12 protein-coding genes and 2 riboswitches are annotated in these 17,061 nt (G+C 63.0%); of the genes, 6 read left to right on the forward strand and 6 right to left on the reverse strand.

Annotation, left to right across the window (positions count from 1 at the left end):
* Positions 1-16: 16 nt before the first annotated feature.
* Both HQ912_RS11420 and metH read right to left on the reverse strand, forming a co-directional pair.
* Positions 17-235, reverse strand: coding sequence for a DUF2970 domain-containing protein (locus HQ912_RS11420; RefSeq protein ID WP_047227822.1), 219 nt, complete (start codon positions 233-235; stop codon positions 17-19).
* A gap of 113 nt (positions 236-348) precedes the next feature.
* Positions 349-4,059, reverse strand: a complete 3,711-nt coding sequence (gene metH, locus HQ912_RS11425) for a methionine synthase (protein ID WP_047227823.1) — start codon at positions 4,057-4,059, stop codon at positions 349-351.
* Positions 4,060-4,212: 153 nt separating this feature from the next.
* On the opposite strand from metH, the gene HQ912_RS11430 reads away from it, so the two are divergent.
* Both HQ912_RS11430 and nfuA read left to right on the forward strand, forming a co-directional pair.
* Entirely contained in the window at positions 4,213-6,504 is a 2,292-nt protein-coding gene (locus HQ912_RS11430) for a fatty acid cis/trans isomerase (protein WP_173406790.1), read from the forward strand.
* A 94-nt stretch (positions 6,505-6,598) separates the two neighbouring features.
* Positions 6,599-7,183 carry a Fe-S biogenesis protein NfuA gene (gene nfuA / locus HQ912_RS11435; protein ID WP_003182850.1) on the forward strand — a complete coding sequence of 195 codons (585 nt, stop codon included), beginning with the start codon at positions 6,599-6,601 and terminating at the stop codon, positions 7,181-7,183.
* 191 nt (positions 7,184-7,374) lie between these two features.
* Here the strand turns inward: nfuA and cobM are convergent, their stop codons facing one another.
* The 4 genes from cobM to HQ912_RS11455 all read right to left on the reverse strand — a co-directional run bounded on the left by cobM (position 7,375) and on the right by HQ912_RS11455 (position 9,493).
* Positions 7,375-8,121 (reverse strand): precorrin-4 C(11)-methyltransferase, encoded by a 747-nt coding sequence (cobM, locus tag HQ912_RS11440; protein ID WP_173406791.1) that lies wholly within the window; start codon positions 8,119-8,121, stop codon positions 7,375-7,377.
* A 75-nt stretch (positions 8,122-8,196) separates the two neighbouring features.
* Complete coding sequence (locus tag HQ912_RS11445; protein ID WP_076384038.1) at positions 8,197-8,601, reverse strand: cobalamin biosynthesis protein; 405 nt, start codon at positions 8,599-8,601, stop codon at positions 8,197-8,199.
* Positions 8,598-9,293, reverse strand: coding sequence for a CbtA family protein (locus HQ912_RS11450; protein ID WP_047227827.1), 696 nt, complete (start codon positions 9,291-9,293; stop codon positions 8,598-8,600). The genes HQ912_RS11445 and HQ912_RS11450 overlap by 4 nt, the downstream gene beginning before the upstream one ends.
* An 11-nt stretch (positions 9,294-9,304) precedes the next feature.
* A complete protein-coding gene (locus tag HQ912_RS11455) occupies positions 9,305-9,493 on the reverse strand; it encodes a CbtB-domain containing protein (RefSeq protein ID WP_047227828.1) in 189 nt (62 codons plus the stop codon).
* A gap of 101 nt (positions 9,494-9,594) precedes the next feature.
* Positions 9,595-9,818: riboswitch (cobalamin riboswitch) on the reverse strand.
* 200 nt (positions 9,819-10,018) lie between these two features.
* Positions 10,019-10,233, forward strand: a riboswitch (cobalamin riboswitch).
* Between the two features lie 98 nt (positions 10,234-10,331).
* Here HQ912_RS11455 and cobW point away from each other — a divergent pair.
* From cobW to HQ912_RS11475, 4 genes are all read left to right on the forward strand, one after another.
* Positions 10,332-11,396, forward strand: coding sequence for a cobalamin biosynthesis protein CobW (gene cobW, locus HQ912_RS11460; protein WP_047227829.1), 1,065 nt, complete (start codon positions 10,332-10,334; stop codon positions 11,394-11,396).
* A gap of 3 nt (positions 11,397-11,399) precedes the next feature.
* Entirely contained in the window at positions 11,400-15,161 is a 3,762-nt protein-coding gene (cobN, locus tag HQ912_RS11465) for a cobaltochelatase subunit CobN (protein WP_173406792.1), read from the forward strand.
* 194 nt (positions 15,162-15,355) lie between these two features.
* Positions 15,356-16,357 carry an ATP-binding protein gene (locus HQ912_RS11470; RefSeq protein ID WP_107322655.1) on the forward strand — a complete coding sequence of 334 codons (1,002 nt, stop codon included), beginning with the start codon at positions 15,356-15,358 and terminating at the stop codon, positions 16,355-16,357.
* Between the two features lie 53 nt (positions 16,358-16,410).
* Positions 16,411-17,034: a vWA domain-containing protein gene (locus HQ912_RS11475; RefSeq protein WP_409936844.1), complete on the forward strand. Its 624-nt coding sequence runs from the start codon at positions 16,411-16,413 to the stop codon at positions 17,032-17,034.
* Positions 17,035-17,061 lie beyond the last annotated feature (27 nt).

Here is a 17,061-nt window from a genome sequence, read left to right on the forward strand (position 1 = left end):
TGTGTCGTAGACAGATTTACAACCCCGCCAGATGCACCACCAGCTTGACGATGCCAAACAGTGTCAGGGCGAAGATCACCGTGAAGGCGATGCCCAATACCACGAAGTGACTCGGCTTGCCGTGGGTGAAATCACGGGCGCGGTTCTTGCCGCTCTGCACGCCGAAGGCGGCAGCCAGCACACTGTGCACCATCTGCCACAGGGTCGGCGGCTTGTTGTCGATCGGATCGTCCATAAATCCCTCGTCTGCCATGGGTTTGGAACAAGCATAGACAAAAGATCGCAACCTGCGGCAGCCCCTACAGCAATACACAAAACCCTGTAGGAGCCTGCGATCCTTTAAGGCTCTTAGTTGTCGTAACCCAAATTCGGCGCCAACCAGCGCTCAGTCACGCTCAAGTCCTGGCCTTTGCGCGCGGTATAGCTCTGGACCTGATCCTTGTCGATCTTGCCCACGGCGAAGTATTGCGCCTGGGGATGGGCGAAATACCAGCCGCTGACGGCTGCCGCCGGGAACATGGCGTAATGCTCGGTGAGGAATACGCCGCTGCGTCCAGCCTTCAGTTCGCTGGCCTCGGGGTCGAGCAGGCGGAACAAGGTGGCCTTTTCGGTGTGATCCGGGCAGGCCGGGTAACCGGGGGCAGGGCGGATGCCGGTGTATTGCTCCTTGATCAGGGCGTCGTTGTCCAGGCTTTCGTCCTTGGCGTAACCCCAATGTTCCTTGCGCACCTGCTGGTGCAGCCATTCGGCGCAGGCCTCGGCCAAGCGGTCGGCCAGGGCCTTGACCATGATCGAGTTGTAGTCGTCGCCGGCTTCCTGGTAGGCCTTGGCGACTTCTTCGGCGCCGATGCCGGCGGTGGTGATGAAACCGCCCACGTAGTCGGTCACACCGCTGTCCTTGGGCGCGACGAAGTCGGCCAGGGAGAAGTTCGGCTTGCCGTCGGTCTTGATGATCTGCTGGCGCAGGTGATGCAGGCGGGCCAGTGGCTTGCCATCCTCGCCATAGACTTCCAGATCGTCGTCATGCACCTGGTTGGCCGGCCAGAAGCCGAACACGGCGCGGGCGCTGATGAGTTTCTCGTCGATGAGCTTGCGCAGCATCGCCCGGGCATCGGCGTACAGGGCAGTAGCCGCTTCTCCGACCACTTCGTCGGTGAGGATGCGCGGGTACTTGCCGGCCAGGTCCCAGGAAATGAAGAACGGTGTCCAGTCGATGTATTCGGCCAGGACGTTGAGGTCAATGTTGTCCAGCACCTTGGCGCCGGTAAAGGTCGGCTTGACCGGCTGGTAGCTGCTCCAGTCGAACTGCGGTTTTTTCGCCACGGCGGCCGGGTAGCTCAGGCGTTCGGTACGGGCGCTGCGGTTGGCGGTGCGCTCGCGAACGTCGATGTACTCCAGGCGGGTTTTCTCGACGAATGCCGGCTTGAGTTCCTTGGACAGCAACTGGGTGGCCACGCCCACGGCGCGCGAGGCGTCGGTGACGTAGATCACCGCGTCGTTGCTGTACTTGGGTTCGATTTTCACTGCCGTGTGGGCCTTGGAGGTCGTGGCGCCACCGATCATCAGGGGCAGGTGGAAATCCTGGCGCTGCATCTCGCGGGCCACATGCACCATCTCGTCCAGGGACGGAGTGATCAGGCCGGACAGCCCGATGATGTCGCACTTCTGCTCCTTGGCCACCTGCAGGATCTTCTCTGCCGGCACCATCACGCCCAGGTCGACCACGTCATAGCCGTTGCAACCGAGCACCACGCCGACGATATTCTTGCCGATGTCGTGGACGTCGCCCTTGACCGTGGCCATGAGGATCTTGCCCTTGGCTTCCGGCTTGTCGCCTTTTTCCGCCTCGATGAATGGAATCAGGTGGGCCACGGCCTGCTTCATCACCCGGGCGGACTTCACCACTTGGGGCAGGAACATTTTGCCGGCGCCGAACAGGTCGCCGACGATATTCATGCCGGCCATCAACGGGCCTTCGATGACTTCGATCGGGCGGGCGAACGACAGCCGCGATTCCTCGGTGTCTTCGACGATGTGCGTGGTGATGCCCTTGACCAGCGCGTGTTCCAGGCGCTTGTTCACTTCCCAGCCACGCCACTCTTCGGTTTCCGCTTCCTTGACGCTGCCGTCGCCCTTGTACTTGTCGGCGATGGCGAGCAGGGCGTCGGTGCCTTCAGGCGTGCGGTTGAGGATCACGTCTTCCACCGCGTCGCGCAGTTCCACCGGGATCTGGTCGTAGATCTCCAGTTGGCCGGCGTTGACGATGCCCATGGTCAGGCCCGAGCGGATTGCATAGAGCAGGAACACCGAATGAATCGCCTCGCGCACCGGGTTGTTGCCCCGGAACGAAAAGGACACGTTGGACACGCCACCCGAGGTCAGCGCATAAGGCAGTTCGTCGCGGATGTAGGCGCAGGCGTTGATGAAATCCACGGCATAGTTGTTGTGCTCTTCGATACCGGTGGCGACGGCGAAGATGTTCGGGTCGAAGATGATGTCTTCCGGCGGGAAGCCGACTTCATTGACCAGGATGTCGTAGGAGCGCTTGCAGATTTCCTTCTTGCGCGCTTCGGTATCGGCCTGGCCGGCTTCGTCGAAGGCCATCACCACCACGGCGGCGCCGTAGCGTTTGCACAACTTGGCGTGATGGATGAACTGCTCGACGCCTTCCTTCATGCTGATGGAGTTGACGATGCCCTTGCCCTGGATGCACTTGAGGCCCGCTTCGATCACTTCCCACTTGGAGGAGTCGATCATGATCGGCACGCGGGAAATATCCGGTTCGCCGGCAATCAGATTGAGGAAGGTCACCATGGCCTTCTTCGAATCGAGCATGCCCTCGTCCATGTTGATGTCGATCACCTGGGCGCCGGCCTCGACCTGCTGCAGGGCCACTTCCAGGGCTTCGGTGTAGTTGTCTTCGCGGATAAGGCGGGCGAACTTGGCCGAACCGGTGATGTTGGTCCGCTCACCGACGTTGACGAACAAGGAGCTGCGATCGATGGTGAACGGTTCCAGGCCCGACAGGCGGCAAGCCCGCGGGATCTCCGGAATCTGGCGCGGTGCGTAGCCGGCCACGGCCTTGGCGATGGCTTCGATGTGCGCCGGGGTGGTGCCACAGCAGCCGCCGACGATGTTCAGGAAGCCGCTTTGGGCAAACTCTTCGATGACTTTGGCGGTGTCCACCGGCAGTTCGTCGTATTCACCGAATTCATTGGGCAGACCGGCGTTCGGGTGCGCCGATACGTGGGTGCTGGCCTTGTTCGACAGTTCTTCGAGGTACGGGCGCAGTTCGCTGGCACCGAGGGCGCAGTTCAACCCAACGGAAATCGGCTTGGCGTGGGCGACGGAGTTCCAGAAGGCTTCGGTGGTCTGGCCGGACAGGGTGCGGCCGGACGCGTCGGTGATGGTGCCGGAGATCATGATCGGCAGTTCGACGCCTAATTCCTCATACACCCCTTGCACGGCGAAAATCGCTGCCTTGGCATTAAGCGTGTCGAAAATGGTTTCGATGAGGATCAGGTCGGCGCCGCCTTCGATCAGGCCCTTGGTGGCCTCGGTGTAGTTCTCCACCAGCTCGTCGAAGGTCACGTTGCGGTAGCCGGGGTTGTTCACGTCTGGCGACAGCGAGCAGGTGCGGCTGGTCGGGCCCAGCACGCCGGCTACGAAGCGCGGCTTGTCCGGTGTTTCAAGGGTCTTGGCGTCGGCGACCTTGCGGGCCAGGCGCGCGCCTTCCAGGTTCAGCTCGTAGGCCAGGCCCTGCATGCCGTAGTCGGCCTGGGACACCTGGGTGGCGTTGAAGGTGTTGGTTTCCAGAATGTCGGCACCGGCATCCAGGTAGGCTTTTTCGATGGCGCCGATCACATCCGGACGGCTCAGGACCAACAAATCATTGTTGCCCTTGACGTCGCTCGGCCAGTCGGCGAAACGCTTGCCACGATAGTCCTGTTCCTCAAGCTTGTAGCTCTGGATCATCGTACCCATGCCGCCGTCGAGGATCAGAATGCGTTCCTTGAGGGCCTGCTGGAGAAGATAAAGGCGAGCGCTGCGATCGGACATAGGACTACCTGGAAAAAGACCATTACGAAGGCGGGGATGATAGCAAACCTGTACAGGATTTGATCATGGGTGGCTTTTGCATGAATCCTGCTCATGTTTGCATCGCGATGGCGGCCCGGTAGAATCGCCGGATTATCTCTTAGGACCCGAGACATGCCGTACCGCGTCTTATTCGGCAGTCTGTTGCTGCTGTTGTCTTTTCACTCAGTGGCAAAGGATCCCGCCCCGGCGATTTCCTACACTCGCGATATCCAGCCGATCTTCACGGAAAAATGCGTCGCCTGCCACGCCTGCTATGACTCTGCGTGCCAATTGAACCTGGGCAGTGGCGAAGGCGTGTCCCGGGGCGCGAGCAAGCTGCCAGTCTATGACGGTGAACGACGCCAGGCTGCCGAACCCACCCGTTTGTTCTATGACGCCTCCGGCCAGCGGGCCTGGCAGCGCAAAGGCTTCTACTCCGTGCTGGATGCTCAAGGCAGCCAGGCCGCGCTGATGGCGCAGATGCTCGAACTGGGCCACAACACACCGTTGCAGCCCAACGCCAAGCTGCCCCAGGACATCGTGCTTGGGCTTGAGCGTGACAACAGCTGCCCGATGCCGGGGCAATTCGACGAGTACGCCGCCGCGCATCCCAAGGAAGGCATGCCTCTGGCGGTCACTGGCCTGACCGACCAGCAATATCAGACCTTGCAGCGCTGGCTGGCCGCGGGTGCACCCATCGATCAGCAAGCGCTGGCGCCGAGCGCCGCCGAAGCGTTGCAGGTGGTGCAGTGGGAAAACCTGCTCAACGCCCCCGGCGCCCGGGAAAGCCTAGTGGGCCGGTGGTTGTTTGAGCACTGGTTTCTGGCGCACATCTATTTCAAGGATGGCGAGCCGGGGCATTTCTTCCAGTGGGTACGTTCGCGCACGCCTACCGGCCAGCCAATCGATCTGATCAACACCCGCCGCCCGAACGATGACCCTGGCACCCGTGTGTATTACCGGCTCTGGCCGGTACAAGGGGTGATCGTGCACAAGACCCACATTACCTACGGGTTGAGCGCGGCGAAAATGGCGCGGATCAAGAGCCTGTTCTACAGCGGCAGATGGCAGGTCACTGCGTTGCCAGGGTACGGCCCGGAGCGCCGGGCCAACCCGTTTTCCACCTTCGAGGCGATCCCGGCCCAGGCCCGCTATCAGTTCATGCTCGATAACGCCGAGTATTTCGTGCGCACATTTATCCGCGGCCCGGTTTGCCGGGGCCAGATCGCCACGGACGTGATTCGCGACAACTTCTGGGCGTTGTTCCAGGCCCCGGAAAATGATCTGTACATCACCGACCCCAATTACCGCGGCCAGGCCACACCGTTGCTGGCGATGCCGGGGCAGAATGACGACGTGGGCAGCGTCCTGAGCCTGTGGCTGGACTACCGGGACAAGCGCAACGAGTACGAAGCCTTGCGTCGCGACAACTACGCCGACCTGCCTGCGCCCAGTTGGTCGACGCTGTGGGCCGGCAACGACAATGCCTTGCTGAGCATTTTCCGGCATTTCGACAGTGCTTCGGTCACCAAGGGCCTGATTGGCGAGGTGCCACAGACGATGTGGCTGTTCGACTTTCCATTGCTGGAGCGCACTTATTATCAGTTGGCGGTGAACTTCGACGTGTTCGGCAACGTGTCCCACCAGGCCCAGACGCGACTGTATTTCGACCTGATTCGCAACGGTGCGGAGCAGAACTTCCTGCGCCTGATGCCAGCCGATTCCCGCGAGGACTACCTCAACGATTGGTATCAGTCGGGCGGAAAATTCAAGATGTGGCTCGATTACGAGGCTATCGACGACGATAAACCCACCGCGCTCAAGCTTGACGAAGATGATCCCAAGCGCGATTTCGTCCAGCAATTGCTGGTTCGTTATGGCGACTTGAACGCGCGGCCCGATCCGATCAACCGGTGTAATGGCGCCTATTGCTCGCGTCCGAACATTGATCCGGCCTTACAGAACGCCGAACAGGCCCTCAGTCGCCTGGCTTCCAGACCGGCGGCGGGCCTGAGCGTCATCAACCAGTTGCCGGAAGCGACCATGTTGCGCGTCGAAACCGTCAGCGGTCGCCGTGAGGTCTACAGCCTGCTGCGCAACCGCGCTCACAGTAACGTGGCATTTTTGCTCGGCGAGGCGCTGCGATACCAACCGGGGCTGGACACCTTGACGGTCTATCCGGGCGTGCTGAGCAGCTATCCGAACTTCATCTTCAACATCCCCGCCGAGCAAGTGCCGGCCTTTGTCGACGCCATGGAGGGCGCCCGGGACGGACAGGCGTTCGAGCGGGTTGTCGAGCGCTGGGGCATTCGGCGCAGTCACCCGCAGTTCTGGCGGTACTTCCATGACCTGAGCCACTACCTGCAGGAGACGCAGCCGCTGGAAAGTGGGGTGCTGGACATGAATCGTTATCAGAACCTCTGACCAGGATATCCGGGCGCTTTCCTGACAAAAATACTAGGACTTTGTCCGGCGCGATGATTGGCGTAAACTGCCGACAAGCCTGCGAGGAGTTTCCATGACCGCCATTACCATTACCGATGCCGCCCACGATTACCTGGCCGACCTGCTGTCCAAGCAGAACACCCCAGGTATCGGGATCCGCATCTTCATCACCCAGCCCGGCACCCAGTACGCTGAAACCTGCATTGCCTACTGCAAGCCGGGGGAAGAGAAACCTGAAGACACCGCGCTGGGGCTCAAGAGCTTCACCGCGTACATCGACTCGTTCAGCGAAGCGTTCCTGGACGACGCGGTGGTCGACTATGCCACCGACCGCATGGGCGGCCAGTTGACCATCAAGGCGCCGAACGCCAAGGTGCCGATGGTCAATGCCGACAGCCCGGTCAACGAGCGCATCAATTATTACCTGCAAACCGAAATCAACCCTGGGCTGGCCAGCCACGGCGGCCAGGTTTCGCTGATCGACGTGGTGGAAGACGGCATCGCCGTGCTCCAGTTCGGCGGCGGTTGCCAGGGCTGCGGCCAGGCCGACGTGACCTTGAAGGAAGGCATCGAGCGCACCTTGCTCGAGCGTATCCCGGAGCTCAAGGGCGTGCGCGACGTGACCGACCACACGCAGAAAGAAAACGCCTACTACTGATAGGTGTTCGCTGCGGATAGAAAAAACGGCGCCCGTGAGCGCCGTTTTTTTATGGGTGGATCCGACATCCGCGCAAGCTGATCCACCGCTATCGCGAGCAGGCTCGCTCCCACATTGGGGCGGCGGTGATGTTCGATTTTTTAATCGCCGCAAATCCCTGTGGGAGCAAGCTCGCTCTTAAAGTTGTATTTTCAGGGCCTGTAGAGATGCGCGTGCCCGGCGCGGTAGAGCGACGACTCACTGAACACATCATTACCCAGCACGCGTCCCACCAGGATCAGCGCCGTGCGTCGAAAGCCCTTGGCCTGGACCTTTTCGGCAATGTCAGCCAGCGTACCCACCACCCAATCCTGATCCGGCCATGTCGCCCGGTGAATCACTGCGATCGGACAATCCACGCCGTAGTGGGGCAGCAGTTCGCTGACGATTTTTTCCAGATGATTGACGCCCAAATGAATCGCCATGCTCGCCCCGTGCTGCGCCAGGCTGCCCAGTTCTTCGCCGGCGGGCATCACGGTTTTGTCTGCGTAGCGGGTGAGGATCAGGCTTTGGGACACGTCCGGCAAGGTCAGTTCGGCGCCCAGCAGGGCGGCGCAGGCGGAGGTCGCGGTCACGCCGGGGATGATCTCGAACGGGATGTCCAGTTCCCGCAGGCACCGAATCTGCTCGCCAATGGCGCCATACAGGCTCGGGTCGCCGGAGTGCACCCTGGCCACGTCCTGGCCCTTGAAGTGAGCGGCCTTGATCAACTCGATAATCTGCTCCAGGTGCAGCTCGGCGCTGTTGACCACCTGTTCGGCGCTGTGGCCTTCCAGCACGGCTGTGGGCACCAGGGAGCCGGCGTAAATGATCAGCGCGCAGCTGCGGATCAGTCGCTGACCTTTGACAGTGATCAGTTCCGGGTCGCCAGGGCCGGCGCCAATGAAATAAACGGTCATGACCGGTTCCTAAAGGTGAGTGGGCGACCCTTTGAATGAAGATCGCTCATGATCCAGGGCGCGAATTATCGGGTTTTACGACGTCACCGCCAATGCCAGCGTGGCGCTTGGGGTCTTTTGGCGAGGAATCAACAGCGTCGCAGGTGTCGCGCCCAACCGGTCGGCCAGGGCCAGGGCAGCGCTTTCGGCGATGCCATAGCAACCGGTGCGTTCAAAAGCGATCTCGGAGCGGTGACTGAGCCGCTGCTGGTAGCTGGACAATTGCTCGGCATTGAAACAGGTCAGCGGCAACTCCAGTTGCTCGGCCAGCTCCAGCAGGCCCGGCTCGTCACGCTTGAGGTCGATACTGGCCAAGGCGCGAACCTCAGAGAGCTCGATGCCGTGTGCCCGCAAAGTCTGATCAAGCAGTTCTCGCAGCGTGCTGGCCGGGCAGCCGCGTTGACAGCCCAGGCCGACCACCAGGATCGGCCCGGTGCTCATGCGTCGTGCTGAGCCTGGTCGCCACGCCGGAACAACCATGCGCTGACCAGGCCCAAGGCCAGCCAGAACGCGACGTTGGTCACTTGCGAGGCGAGCTTGAACTGGCTTTCAAGTGCTTCGGGCGCCAGCATCGAGTGGACCTCAGGCTGCGGCGCACCGATGACATGGGGCACCAGCAAGGTCGCCACGCCCAACAGTTTGAGCAACCAATGCCTGCCGAAGACAATCAGGGCGATACCTACCGCAGTGGAGGCCGCCGTGCCGATCCACCACATCTGCCGTTGGGCCAGATCGGCCGCCGCCGTACCAGGCAGCTCCGGTGGCAGGCCGAGGGTGGGGGCCAGGACAAACGTGGCATAACCGGCCAAACCCCAAAGCAATCCCTGGGACGTGCGAGTCGGCGCCCGCAGGGTGTACAAGCCCGCCAACATCAGGGCGAAACCCACCGCGACCACCAGATTGCCGCCGGTGGTGGAGAGCAGTCGTTGCCAACCGTCTTCCGGCTCCCACGCTTGGGCATCATGGGAGTGAACGGCCCCAGCGGCGTGCTCATGGTGCTCGGTAGCCGGTGCGCTTTCGTAGGTTTCGGCCTGCAGAATCAGCGGCGATACCCAGAAACTCTGGAGGAGGGTTAGCAGCAGGGCGGCCAGCAACCCGCTGAAACCGGCGGTTTGCGCGATACGCTTGATCATGTCGTCAGGTCTCAATGGCACGGGAATGCGGCGCTGTGGCGGGTGTCGTGGGCCGCGTTGTGCACCGCTTCGATGTGGGAGAAACCGGCGAAATAGACCAGGCCTGCACCGAGGATCGAGGCGAAAATCGCCGCGCTCAGGCGCTGGCTCAGGGTCGTGGAGCTGCTGGCGGTACGGGCGGTGCTGCTGATGGTCGACATGGCGCTTCCCTATGGTCTCTTGTCATCGGGTGAAGCGAGCGCAATGAAACCCCGGGCGCAGGCCCGCCAAGGTTCGAACAGCGCCCGCCCACCGCGGGTTTGTTGATGCATGAGTCATGGGCCGGTCTCCGGGCTCGCGAGGGGCAGGGCTTGTGCCTGGCCGACAAGCGTCACCTTCCCATACCGTGAGGCACAGTGGATCTGACGCTTCTCTCGCTTACCGTTGCGGGGGCAGCACCGGACTGACGTGGCCTTGAAGTAAAGCACACGATTCACCGGTTTCCCGTTTCACCCTGTGAAGGGCACCCGTAACTAGGCGCACAGGAGAGCATGGGCGGGGGCGGGGCGTCAATTGGCTGATACCCGTTGCGCCCATCGCGAGCAGGCTCGCTCCCACAGTTGAGCTTTGTTGAACATGAATTTTGTGATCGGCGAGATTTACTGTGGGAGCGAGCCTGCTCGCGATAGGGCCCGCAAGACACCACAGAACTCACCTGCGGACATTGACCCGCCCCCACACCCTGCGTAGCCTTGCGCCTTCGAGGTTCTTCGGCATTGGCCGAAGCTAAGAAGGGAACGCGGTCCAAGCCGCGGCTGCCCCCGCAACTGTGAACGGTGATGTTTCTGCAAGGCCACTGTGCATGCTCTTGACCAAGGGTGCACGGGAAGGCGCAGTCACTGCCAGTCGAATGACTGGCCCGCCGTCAGCCAGGAGACCTGCCTCGACACAGATTCTCACTACAACCGGGCGGGGTGATCCGGTGGCGAAATCTTCCGCGTGCGCCCATGCGTGCGGGTTGTCGTCCCGTTTGCCCGCCACCTTGCCAAAGGGCATCCGATGAAAACACTGGCCAAACTCCCTGTCACCATCGTCACCGGCTTCCTCGGCTCGGGTAAAACCACCTTGCTGCGGCACATGCTCGACAACGCCCAGGGCCGCCGCATCGCCGTGATCGTCAATGAGTTCGGCGAGCTGGGTATCGACGGCGAGATCCTCAAGCAGTGCTCGATCGGCTGCACCGAAGAAGAAGCCAACGGTCGCGTCTATGAACTGGCCAACGGTTGCCTGTGCTGCACCGTGCAGGAAGAGTTTTTCCCGGTGATGCGCGAGTTGGTGGCGCGGCGCGGCGACCTCGATCACATCCTTATCGAAACCTCCGGCCTGGCCCTGCCCAAACCGCTGGTCCAGGCTTTCCAGTGGCCGGAAATCCGCAGCGCCTGCACCGTCGATGCGGTCATCACCGTGGTCGACAGCCCGGCCGTGGCCGCCGGCACGTTCGCCGCGTTCCCGGACCAGGTCGACGCCCAGCGCAAACTTGACCCCAACCTGGACCACGAATCACCGCTGCACGAGCTGTTCGCCGATCAACTGGCGAGCGCCGACCTGGTGATCCTCAACAAAGCCGACCTGATCAGCCCTGAAGACCTGGCCAAGGTGCGCCTGGAAGTGGCCGAAGAACTGCCGCCGGCGGTCAAGGTCATCGAAGCCAGCAGCGGCCGCTTGCCTTTGGAAGTGTTGATCGGCCTGGGCGCCGGCTCCGAGGAGCACATCGACAGCCGCCACAGCCATCACGATCATCACCATGACGGCGACGATGACGACCATGATCATGACGCGTTCGACTCCATTTCCATCGAACTGCCCCAGGCCGACGAAAGCCTGCTGCTGGACGCCCTGACCCAGCTGGTGGTCCAGCACGGCGTGCTACGGGTCAAGGGGTTCGCGGCCATTCCTGGCAAGCCGATGCGTTTGCTGATCCAGGGCGTGGGCACGCGCTTCGACAAACATTTCGACCGGCAGTGGGGCGCCGATGAAGCGCGGGTGACCCGTCTGGTGTTGATCGGCCAGGCGCTGGATGCCGGGCTGCTCGAAGCGCAATTGCGCGCCGCCCTCAGCGTCTAAGCCATGCACCTGCTCAGGACCCAGCCCGGCGGTTTCGTGTCGGACGACAACATTGCCGATCTCGGACAAACCCCTGCCGAGCTGGTGATCCTGTGCAGCGGCGACTCCAGCCTGGCGCTGCTGGCCGAAGCGGCGCGGCAGTTGCCGGACGACTATCCGCAGTTTCGCCTCGCCAACCCGATGCAGGTGCAAAACCACGCCTCGGTGGATCTGTATTTCGACGACGTGTTGCGTCACGCCAAGGTCATCCTGCTTTCCCTGCATGGCGGCATCGGTTATTGGCGCTACGGCATTGAACGTCTTATGGAACTGGCCGAGCGCGGGGTGAAGCTGATCCTGGTGCCGGGGGACGATCGACCCGACCCGGAACTCAGCGACCTGAGCAACGTGCCCAATGAGGATCGGGACCGGCTCTGGCAGTTCCTGCGCCAAGGCGGTTTGGGCAATGCCCTGGACCTGTTCCATAACCTGGCCAGCCAATGGTTCGGTCGCGACTATCCTTGGGGCGAACCGCAAACCCTGCCGCGCACGGCGATCTACCATCCGGAACGAACCAACGCCAGCCTGAGTGATTGGCAAAGCGACTGGCGGGCCGGGCAGCCGGTGGCGGCGGTGCTGTTTTATCGCTCCCACCTGCAAGCAGCGAACACGGCGTTCATCGACGTGTTTTGCCAGCGTCTGCAAGCGGCGGGGCTCAATCCCTTGCCCATTGCCGTGGCGAGCCTCAAGGAGCCTGCTTGCCTGACCTTGGTTGAAGACTGGCTGGATGAGGTGGCGGCGGGGGTGATCCTCAACACCACCGGTTTCGCCCAATCGAGCCCCGAAGCGCCGCACTTGCGACCGTTTCGCCGCAACATCCCGGTGATCCAGGCGATCTGCGCCCAGGACAACGAGCCTGGCTGGCGCGCCAGTGAGCAGGGTCTGGGCCCGCGGGACCTGGCGATGCACATTGCCCTGCCAGAACTGGACGGGCGGATCATCAGTCGCCCCATCAGTTTCAAGGACCTGGCCTGGCGCAGCGAGCGCAGCCAGAGCGATGTGGTCTGCTACCGGGCCGTGCCCGAGCGCATGGATTTTGTCGCTGAGCTGGCGTGGCGCTGGACTACCCTGGCGTGCCTGCCCAACTCGCAAAAGCGCGTGGCGCTGATCCTCGCCAACTACCCGACCCGGGATGGGCGCATCGGTAACGGCGTCGGCCTGGACACCCCGGCGGCGGCAGTGAATATCCTGCGGGCCTTGCAGGCCGAGGGTTATCCGCTGCCGGCTGAACTGCCTGCGAGCGGCACCGCGCTGATCCAGCAGTTGCTCGGCGGGGTAAGCAACGACCTGGACAGTCTTGACCAGCGGCCCTGTCACCAGAGCCTGGCGCTGGATGCTTACCGGGCCATGTTCGACGCCTTGCCCGAGGCCAATCGCCAGGCGGTGCTGGAGCGCTGGGGCGCGCCCGAACAGGATCCGATGTTCCGCGATGGCCGGCTGATGATTGCTGGCGTGCGCCTGGGCCTGACGTTCGTCGGCATCCAGCCGGCTCGAGGCTATCAGGTCGATCCGAGCGCCGTGTACCACGACCCGGACCTGGTGCCGCCCCACGGCTACCTGGCGTTTTATTTCTGGCTGCGCAACACCTACGGGGTTCACGCGCTGATTCATGTCGGCAAGCACGGCAATCTCGAATGGCTGCCGGGCAAGGGCGTCGGGCTGTCGGAAAACTGCTGGCCGGATGCGCTGCTGGGACCGTTGCCGAACATCTATCCGTTCATCGTCAATGACCCGGGCGAGGGCGCCCAGGCCAAGCGTCGCACCCAGGCCGTGATTATCGATCACTTGATGCCGCCGCTGACCCGGGCCGAAACCTATGGGCCGCTGCGTAACCTTGAGCTGTTGGCTGACGAATACTACGAAGCGCAACTGCTCGACCCACGCCGCGCCCGGGAACTGCAGCGAGATATTCTGAATTTGGTGCGCGAGACCCACATCGACCGCGAGTTGCAACTGGACGGCGACGCTGACGTGGCAATCTGGCTGCCGCGCCTGGACACTTACCTGTGCGATCTGAAGGAGTCGCAGATCCGCGACGGCCTGCACATTTTTGGCGAGTCGCCCACACAACGGTTGCGCATCGACACCTTGCTGGCGTTGCTGCGCATTCCCCGGGGGGATGGCAAGGGCGCGCAGTCGAGTTTGCTGCGGGCGCTGGCCAAGGCCTTTGCACTGGGTTTCGATCCGCTGGATTGTGCGCTGGCCGAACCTTGGACCGGCGCGTGTCCCGAAGCCTTGGCTCGGCTCAGCGACGAACCTTGGCGGACCGCTGGCGATACTCGTGAACGTTTGGAATTGTTCGCCGGGCAATTGATCGAGCAGGCCCTGGAGGGCGTGGTCGCGCAACTTGAGGCGCCGGGTTGGGAAACGGTGAACAGCATTATTGAAAACCTGCGCGGCGTCGTGGCTCCGCGTCTGGACGCTTGCGGTCCGGCGGAAATGCGCGGTTTGCTCGATGCCTTGAGCGGGCGCTTCGTGCCGGCCGGCCCCAGCGGTGCGCCCAGTCGCGGCCGCCTGGATGTGCTGCCCACCGGGCGCAACTTCTTCTCGGTGGACGTGCGCAACCTGCCGACTACCACAGCGTGGCGCATCGGTTTTCAGTCGGCGTCCCTGATCCTTGAGCGGCACTTGCAGGACCACGGCGATCACCTGCGTCAATTGGGGCTTTCGGTGTGGGGCACCGCCACCATGCGCACCGGCGGTGACGACATTGCCCAGGCCATGGCGTTGATGGGCGTGCGTCCGGTGTGGGCCACGGGCAGCCAACGAGTCGACGATTTCGAGATCTTGCCGTTGAGTCTGCTGGACCGGCCTCGGGTCGATGTCACGCTGCGGGTCTCCGGGTTCTTCCGGGACGCCTTTGCCAATCTGATCCGCCTGTTCGATGCAGCGGTGCAGGCCGTCGCCGCCCTCGACGAACCGGACGACATGAACCCCTTGGCGGCGAAGGTGCGCAGCGAGCGCCAGGCCCTGTTGGAATCGGGCCTTGAACCCGAGGTCGCGGCCCGTCAGGCCGGGTGGCGGATCTTCGGCGCCAAGCCCGGGGCCTACGGCGCGGGTGTGCAGGGCGCCATCGACGGCCGCCTGTGGCAGAGCCGCGAAGACCTGGCGCAGGTCTACCTGAATTGGGGTGGCTACGCCTACGGCGCCGGCGATGAAGGCACTGCCGCCCGGGAGCAGTTCTCCCGGCGCCTTAGCCAGGTGCAGGCGGTGTTGCAGAACCAGGACAACCGCGAACACGACCTGCTCGATTCCAACGATTACTACCAATTCCAGGGCGGCATGCTGGCGGCGGTGGAGACCCTTGGCGGCGCAACGGCGGCCAGTTACCACGGCGACCACAGCCAGCCGGACTTGCCCAAGATCCGCACGTTGAAAGAAGAGCTCAACCGCGTCATTCGTTCCCGGGCGGCTAATCCGAAGTGGATCGACGGGATCAAGCGCCACGGCTATAAAGGTGCGTTTGAACTGGCGGCGACGGTGGACAACCTGTTCGCCTTCGACGCCACCACGCAGTTGATCGACGATCACCAGTACGCCTTGCTGGCCGAGGCTTATCTGCTCGACCCCGATACCCGCGATTTCGTTCGCCAGCACAACCCCGATGCCTTGCGCGACATGACCGAGCGCATGCTCGAAGCGCAGCAGCGCGGAATGTGGCAGGAGCCCGGGGAGTATCGAGAGGCGCTGGAGAACTTGTTGTTGGACATAGAAGAAGACAGCTGACTTGCCCATTCGACGGGCTATACACAACCCCTGTGATGGGTTGACCTGTGGTGAGGGGGTTTATCCCCGCTGGGCTGCGAAGCGACCCTCTTGTCCACATTGGGAGGCCTGCTTTGCAGTCCAACGGGGATAAATCCCCTCGCCACAAGTACTCTGTTCACATCGACGTTACCGACCATCTTTGAGAGTTCAACATGACCGACACCCCTCATTTCCCGCTCTGCGCCGTGGTCGGGGCCGATGACCTGAAACTGGCCCTGTGCCTGGCTGCGATCGATCCGAAAATCGGCGGTGTGCTCATCGAAGGCCCACGGGGCATGGCGAAGTCTACGCTGGCCCGGGGGCTGGCGGACCTGTTGGCCAGCGGTCAGTTCGTCACCTTGCCTTTGGGCGCCACTGAAGAGCGGCTGGTGGGCACCCTGGATCTGGACGCGGCCCTGGGGGAGGGGCGCGCGCAGTTCTCTCCCGGCGTTTTGGCCAAGGCCGACGCCGGGGTGTTGTATGTCGATGAAGTGAACCTGCTGCCCGACCACCTGGTGGACCTGTTGCTGGACGTGGCCGCCAGCGGCACCAACCTGATCGAGCGTGACGGCATCTCACACCGGCATTCGGCGCGTTTTGTATTGATCGGCACCATGAACCCGGAAGAGGGTGAATTGCGTCCGCAGTTGCTCGACCGTTTCGGCCTGAACGTGGCGCTGGACGGCCACACCGCACCGCTTGAGCGCGGGCAGATTATTCGTCGGCGGCTGGATTTCGACAGTGATCCGGCGGCGTTCTGCGCGGAATGGGAACCGACCCAGCGGCAGTTGCGCGAACGCTGCCAACAGGCTCGCGACCGGTTGATGCAGATTCCTCTGGATGACCAGGCGCTGGCGCAGATCACCGAGCGTTGTTTTGCCGCTGGGGTCGATGGCTTGCGCGCGGACCTGGTCTGGCTGCGGGCCGCCCGCGCCCATGCTGCGTGGCGCGGGGCGGATGCCATTGCCGTTGAGGACATTGATGCGGTCGCCGAGTTTGCATTGCGTCATCGCAGGCGCGAGCCTTCGGCCCCTGCGCCGTCCCAGGCGCCGCCAGCCACCGCCGATCAAACCGCCAGGCCTGACGAAGGCCAGGGCCAGTGGGGTGACCTGCCGGCCCGGGCATTGCCCATCGGCACTCGGCGTGACGTGCCGAGCTGGCCAAAAAAGCCCTAGGCATTCGCCCCCGTTCGCCCGCGGGGGTGAATGCCAGACCCCGTGCGGGACGGTTGGACCAGGGGCGCCAGGGCCGCAGCAAAGCGGCGGCCAGCGGGGCGGTGAACTGGCCAGGCACCTTGCTCGCTGGCCGTCCACGCCTGCGTGAAGACCTGCGTTTTCAGCAACGCCATCGTTCGCCCCATGAACTGTGGCTGGTCATCGTCGACGCCTCGGCCTCGACTCGTCGTCATCAAGCCTTGAGCGATGGCAAAGGCCTGCTGGCGCAACTGTTCGATGACGCCTACCGCCAGCGCGCCCGGCTGGCCTTGCTGACGGCCAGCGGCAGCGCACCAGCCTGGCAGGTGCAAGGGCTCAAGGCCTCGGCGGGGCTACGGGACTGGCTCGACGGCCTGGGCGCCGGCGGCGGCACGCCGTTGCTGGCGGCGCTGAACGAGGCCGGACGCTGGTTGACGGCCCGGCGCAAGCGCTACCCGACCGAGCAACAGCGGGTGTTGCTGATGACCGATGGGCGAGTCAAACAGCAGCTGACACTGCCGCCCCTTGATTGCCCAAGCCTGTTGATCGACATCGAACGCGGACCGATTCGCCTGGGCCGGGGCCGGCAATTGGCGGGGCAGTTGGGGGCGCAGTATCGGCATATTGATGAAGGACTACCGGGCTCGGATGTTCGCTGACTGACATGGCCTTATCGCGAGCAGGCT

Source organism: Pseudomonas sp. MPDS (assembly GCF_013283895.1).
Classification (GTDB): Bacteria; Pseudomonadota; Gammaproteobacteria; order Pseudomonadales; family Pseudomonadaceae; genus Aquipseudomonas; species Aquipseudomonas rhizophila.

Excerpts from the sequence above, each read along its gene's own strand:
- HQ912_RS11455 (WP_047227828.1), bottom strand. The coding sequence starts at position 9,493 with ATGTCGACCATCAGCAGCACCGCCCGTACCGCCAGCAGCTCCACGACC.
- HQ912_RS11445 (WP_076384038.1), bottom strand. The coding sequence starts at position 8,601 with ATGAGCACCGGGCCGATCCTGGTGGTCGGCCTGGGCTGTCAACGCGGC.
- cobM (WP_173406791.1), bottom strand. The coding sequence starts at position 8,121 with ATGACCGTTTATTTCATTGGCGCCGGCCCTGGCGACCCGGAACTGATC.
- HQ912_RS11430 (WP_173406790.1), top strand. The coding sequence starts at position 4,213 with ATGCCGTACCGCGTCTTATTCGGCAGTCTGTTGCTGCTGTTGTCTTTT.
- HQ912_RS11450 (WP_047227827.1), bottom strand. The coding sequence starts at position 9,293 with ATGATCAAGCGTATCGCGCAAACCGCCGGTTTCAGCGGGTTGCTGGCC.
- HQ912_RS11420 (WP_047227822.1), bottom strand. The coding sequence starts at position 235 with ATGGACGATCCGATCGACAACAAGCCGCCGACCCTGTGGCAGATGGTG.
- cobN (WP_173406792.1), top strand. The coding sequence starts at position 11,400 with ATGCACCTGCTCAGGACCCAGCCCGGCGGTTTCGTGTCGGACGACAAC.
- nfuA (WP_003182850.1), top strand. The coding sequence starts at position 6,599 with ATGACCGCCATTACCATTACCGATGCCGCCCACGATTACCTGGCCGAC.
- HQ912_RS11470 (WP_107322655.1), top strand. The coding sequence starts at position 15,356 with ATGACCGACACCCCTCATTTCCCGCTCTGCGCCGTGGTCGGGGCCGAT.
- metH (WP_047227823.1), bottom strand. The coding sequence starts at position 4,059 with ATGTCCGATCGCAGCGCTCGCCTTTATCTTCTCCAGCAGGCCCTCAAG.
- cobW (WP_047227829.1), top strand. The coding sequence starts at position 10,332 with ATGAAAACACTGGCCAAACTCCCTGTCACCATCGTCACCGGCTTCCTC.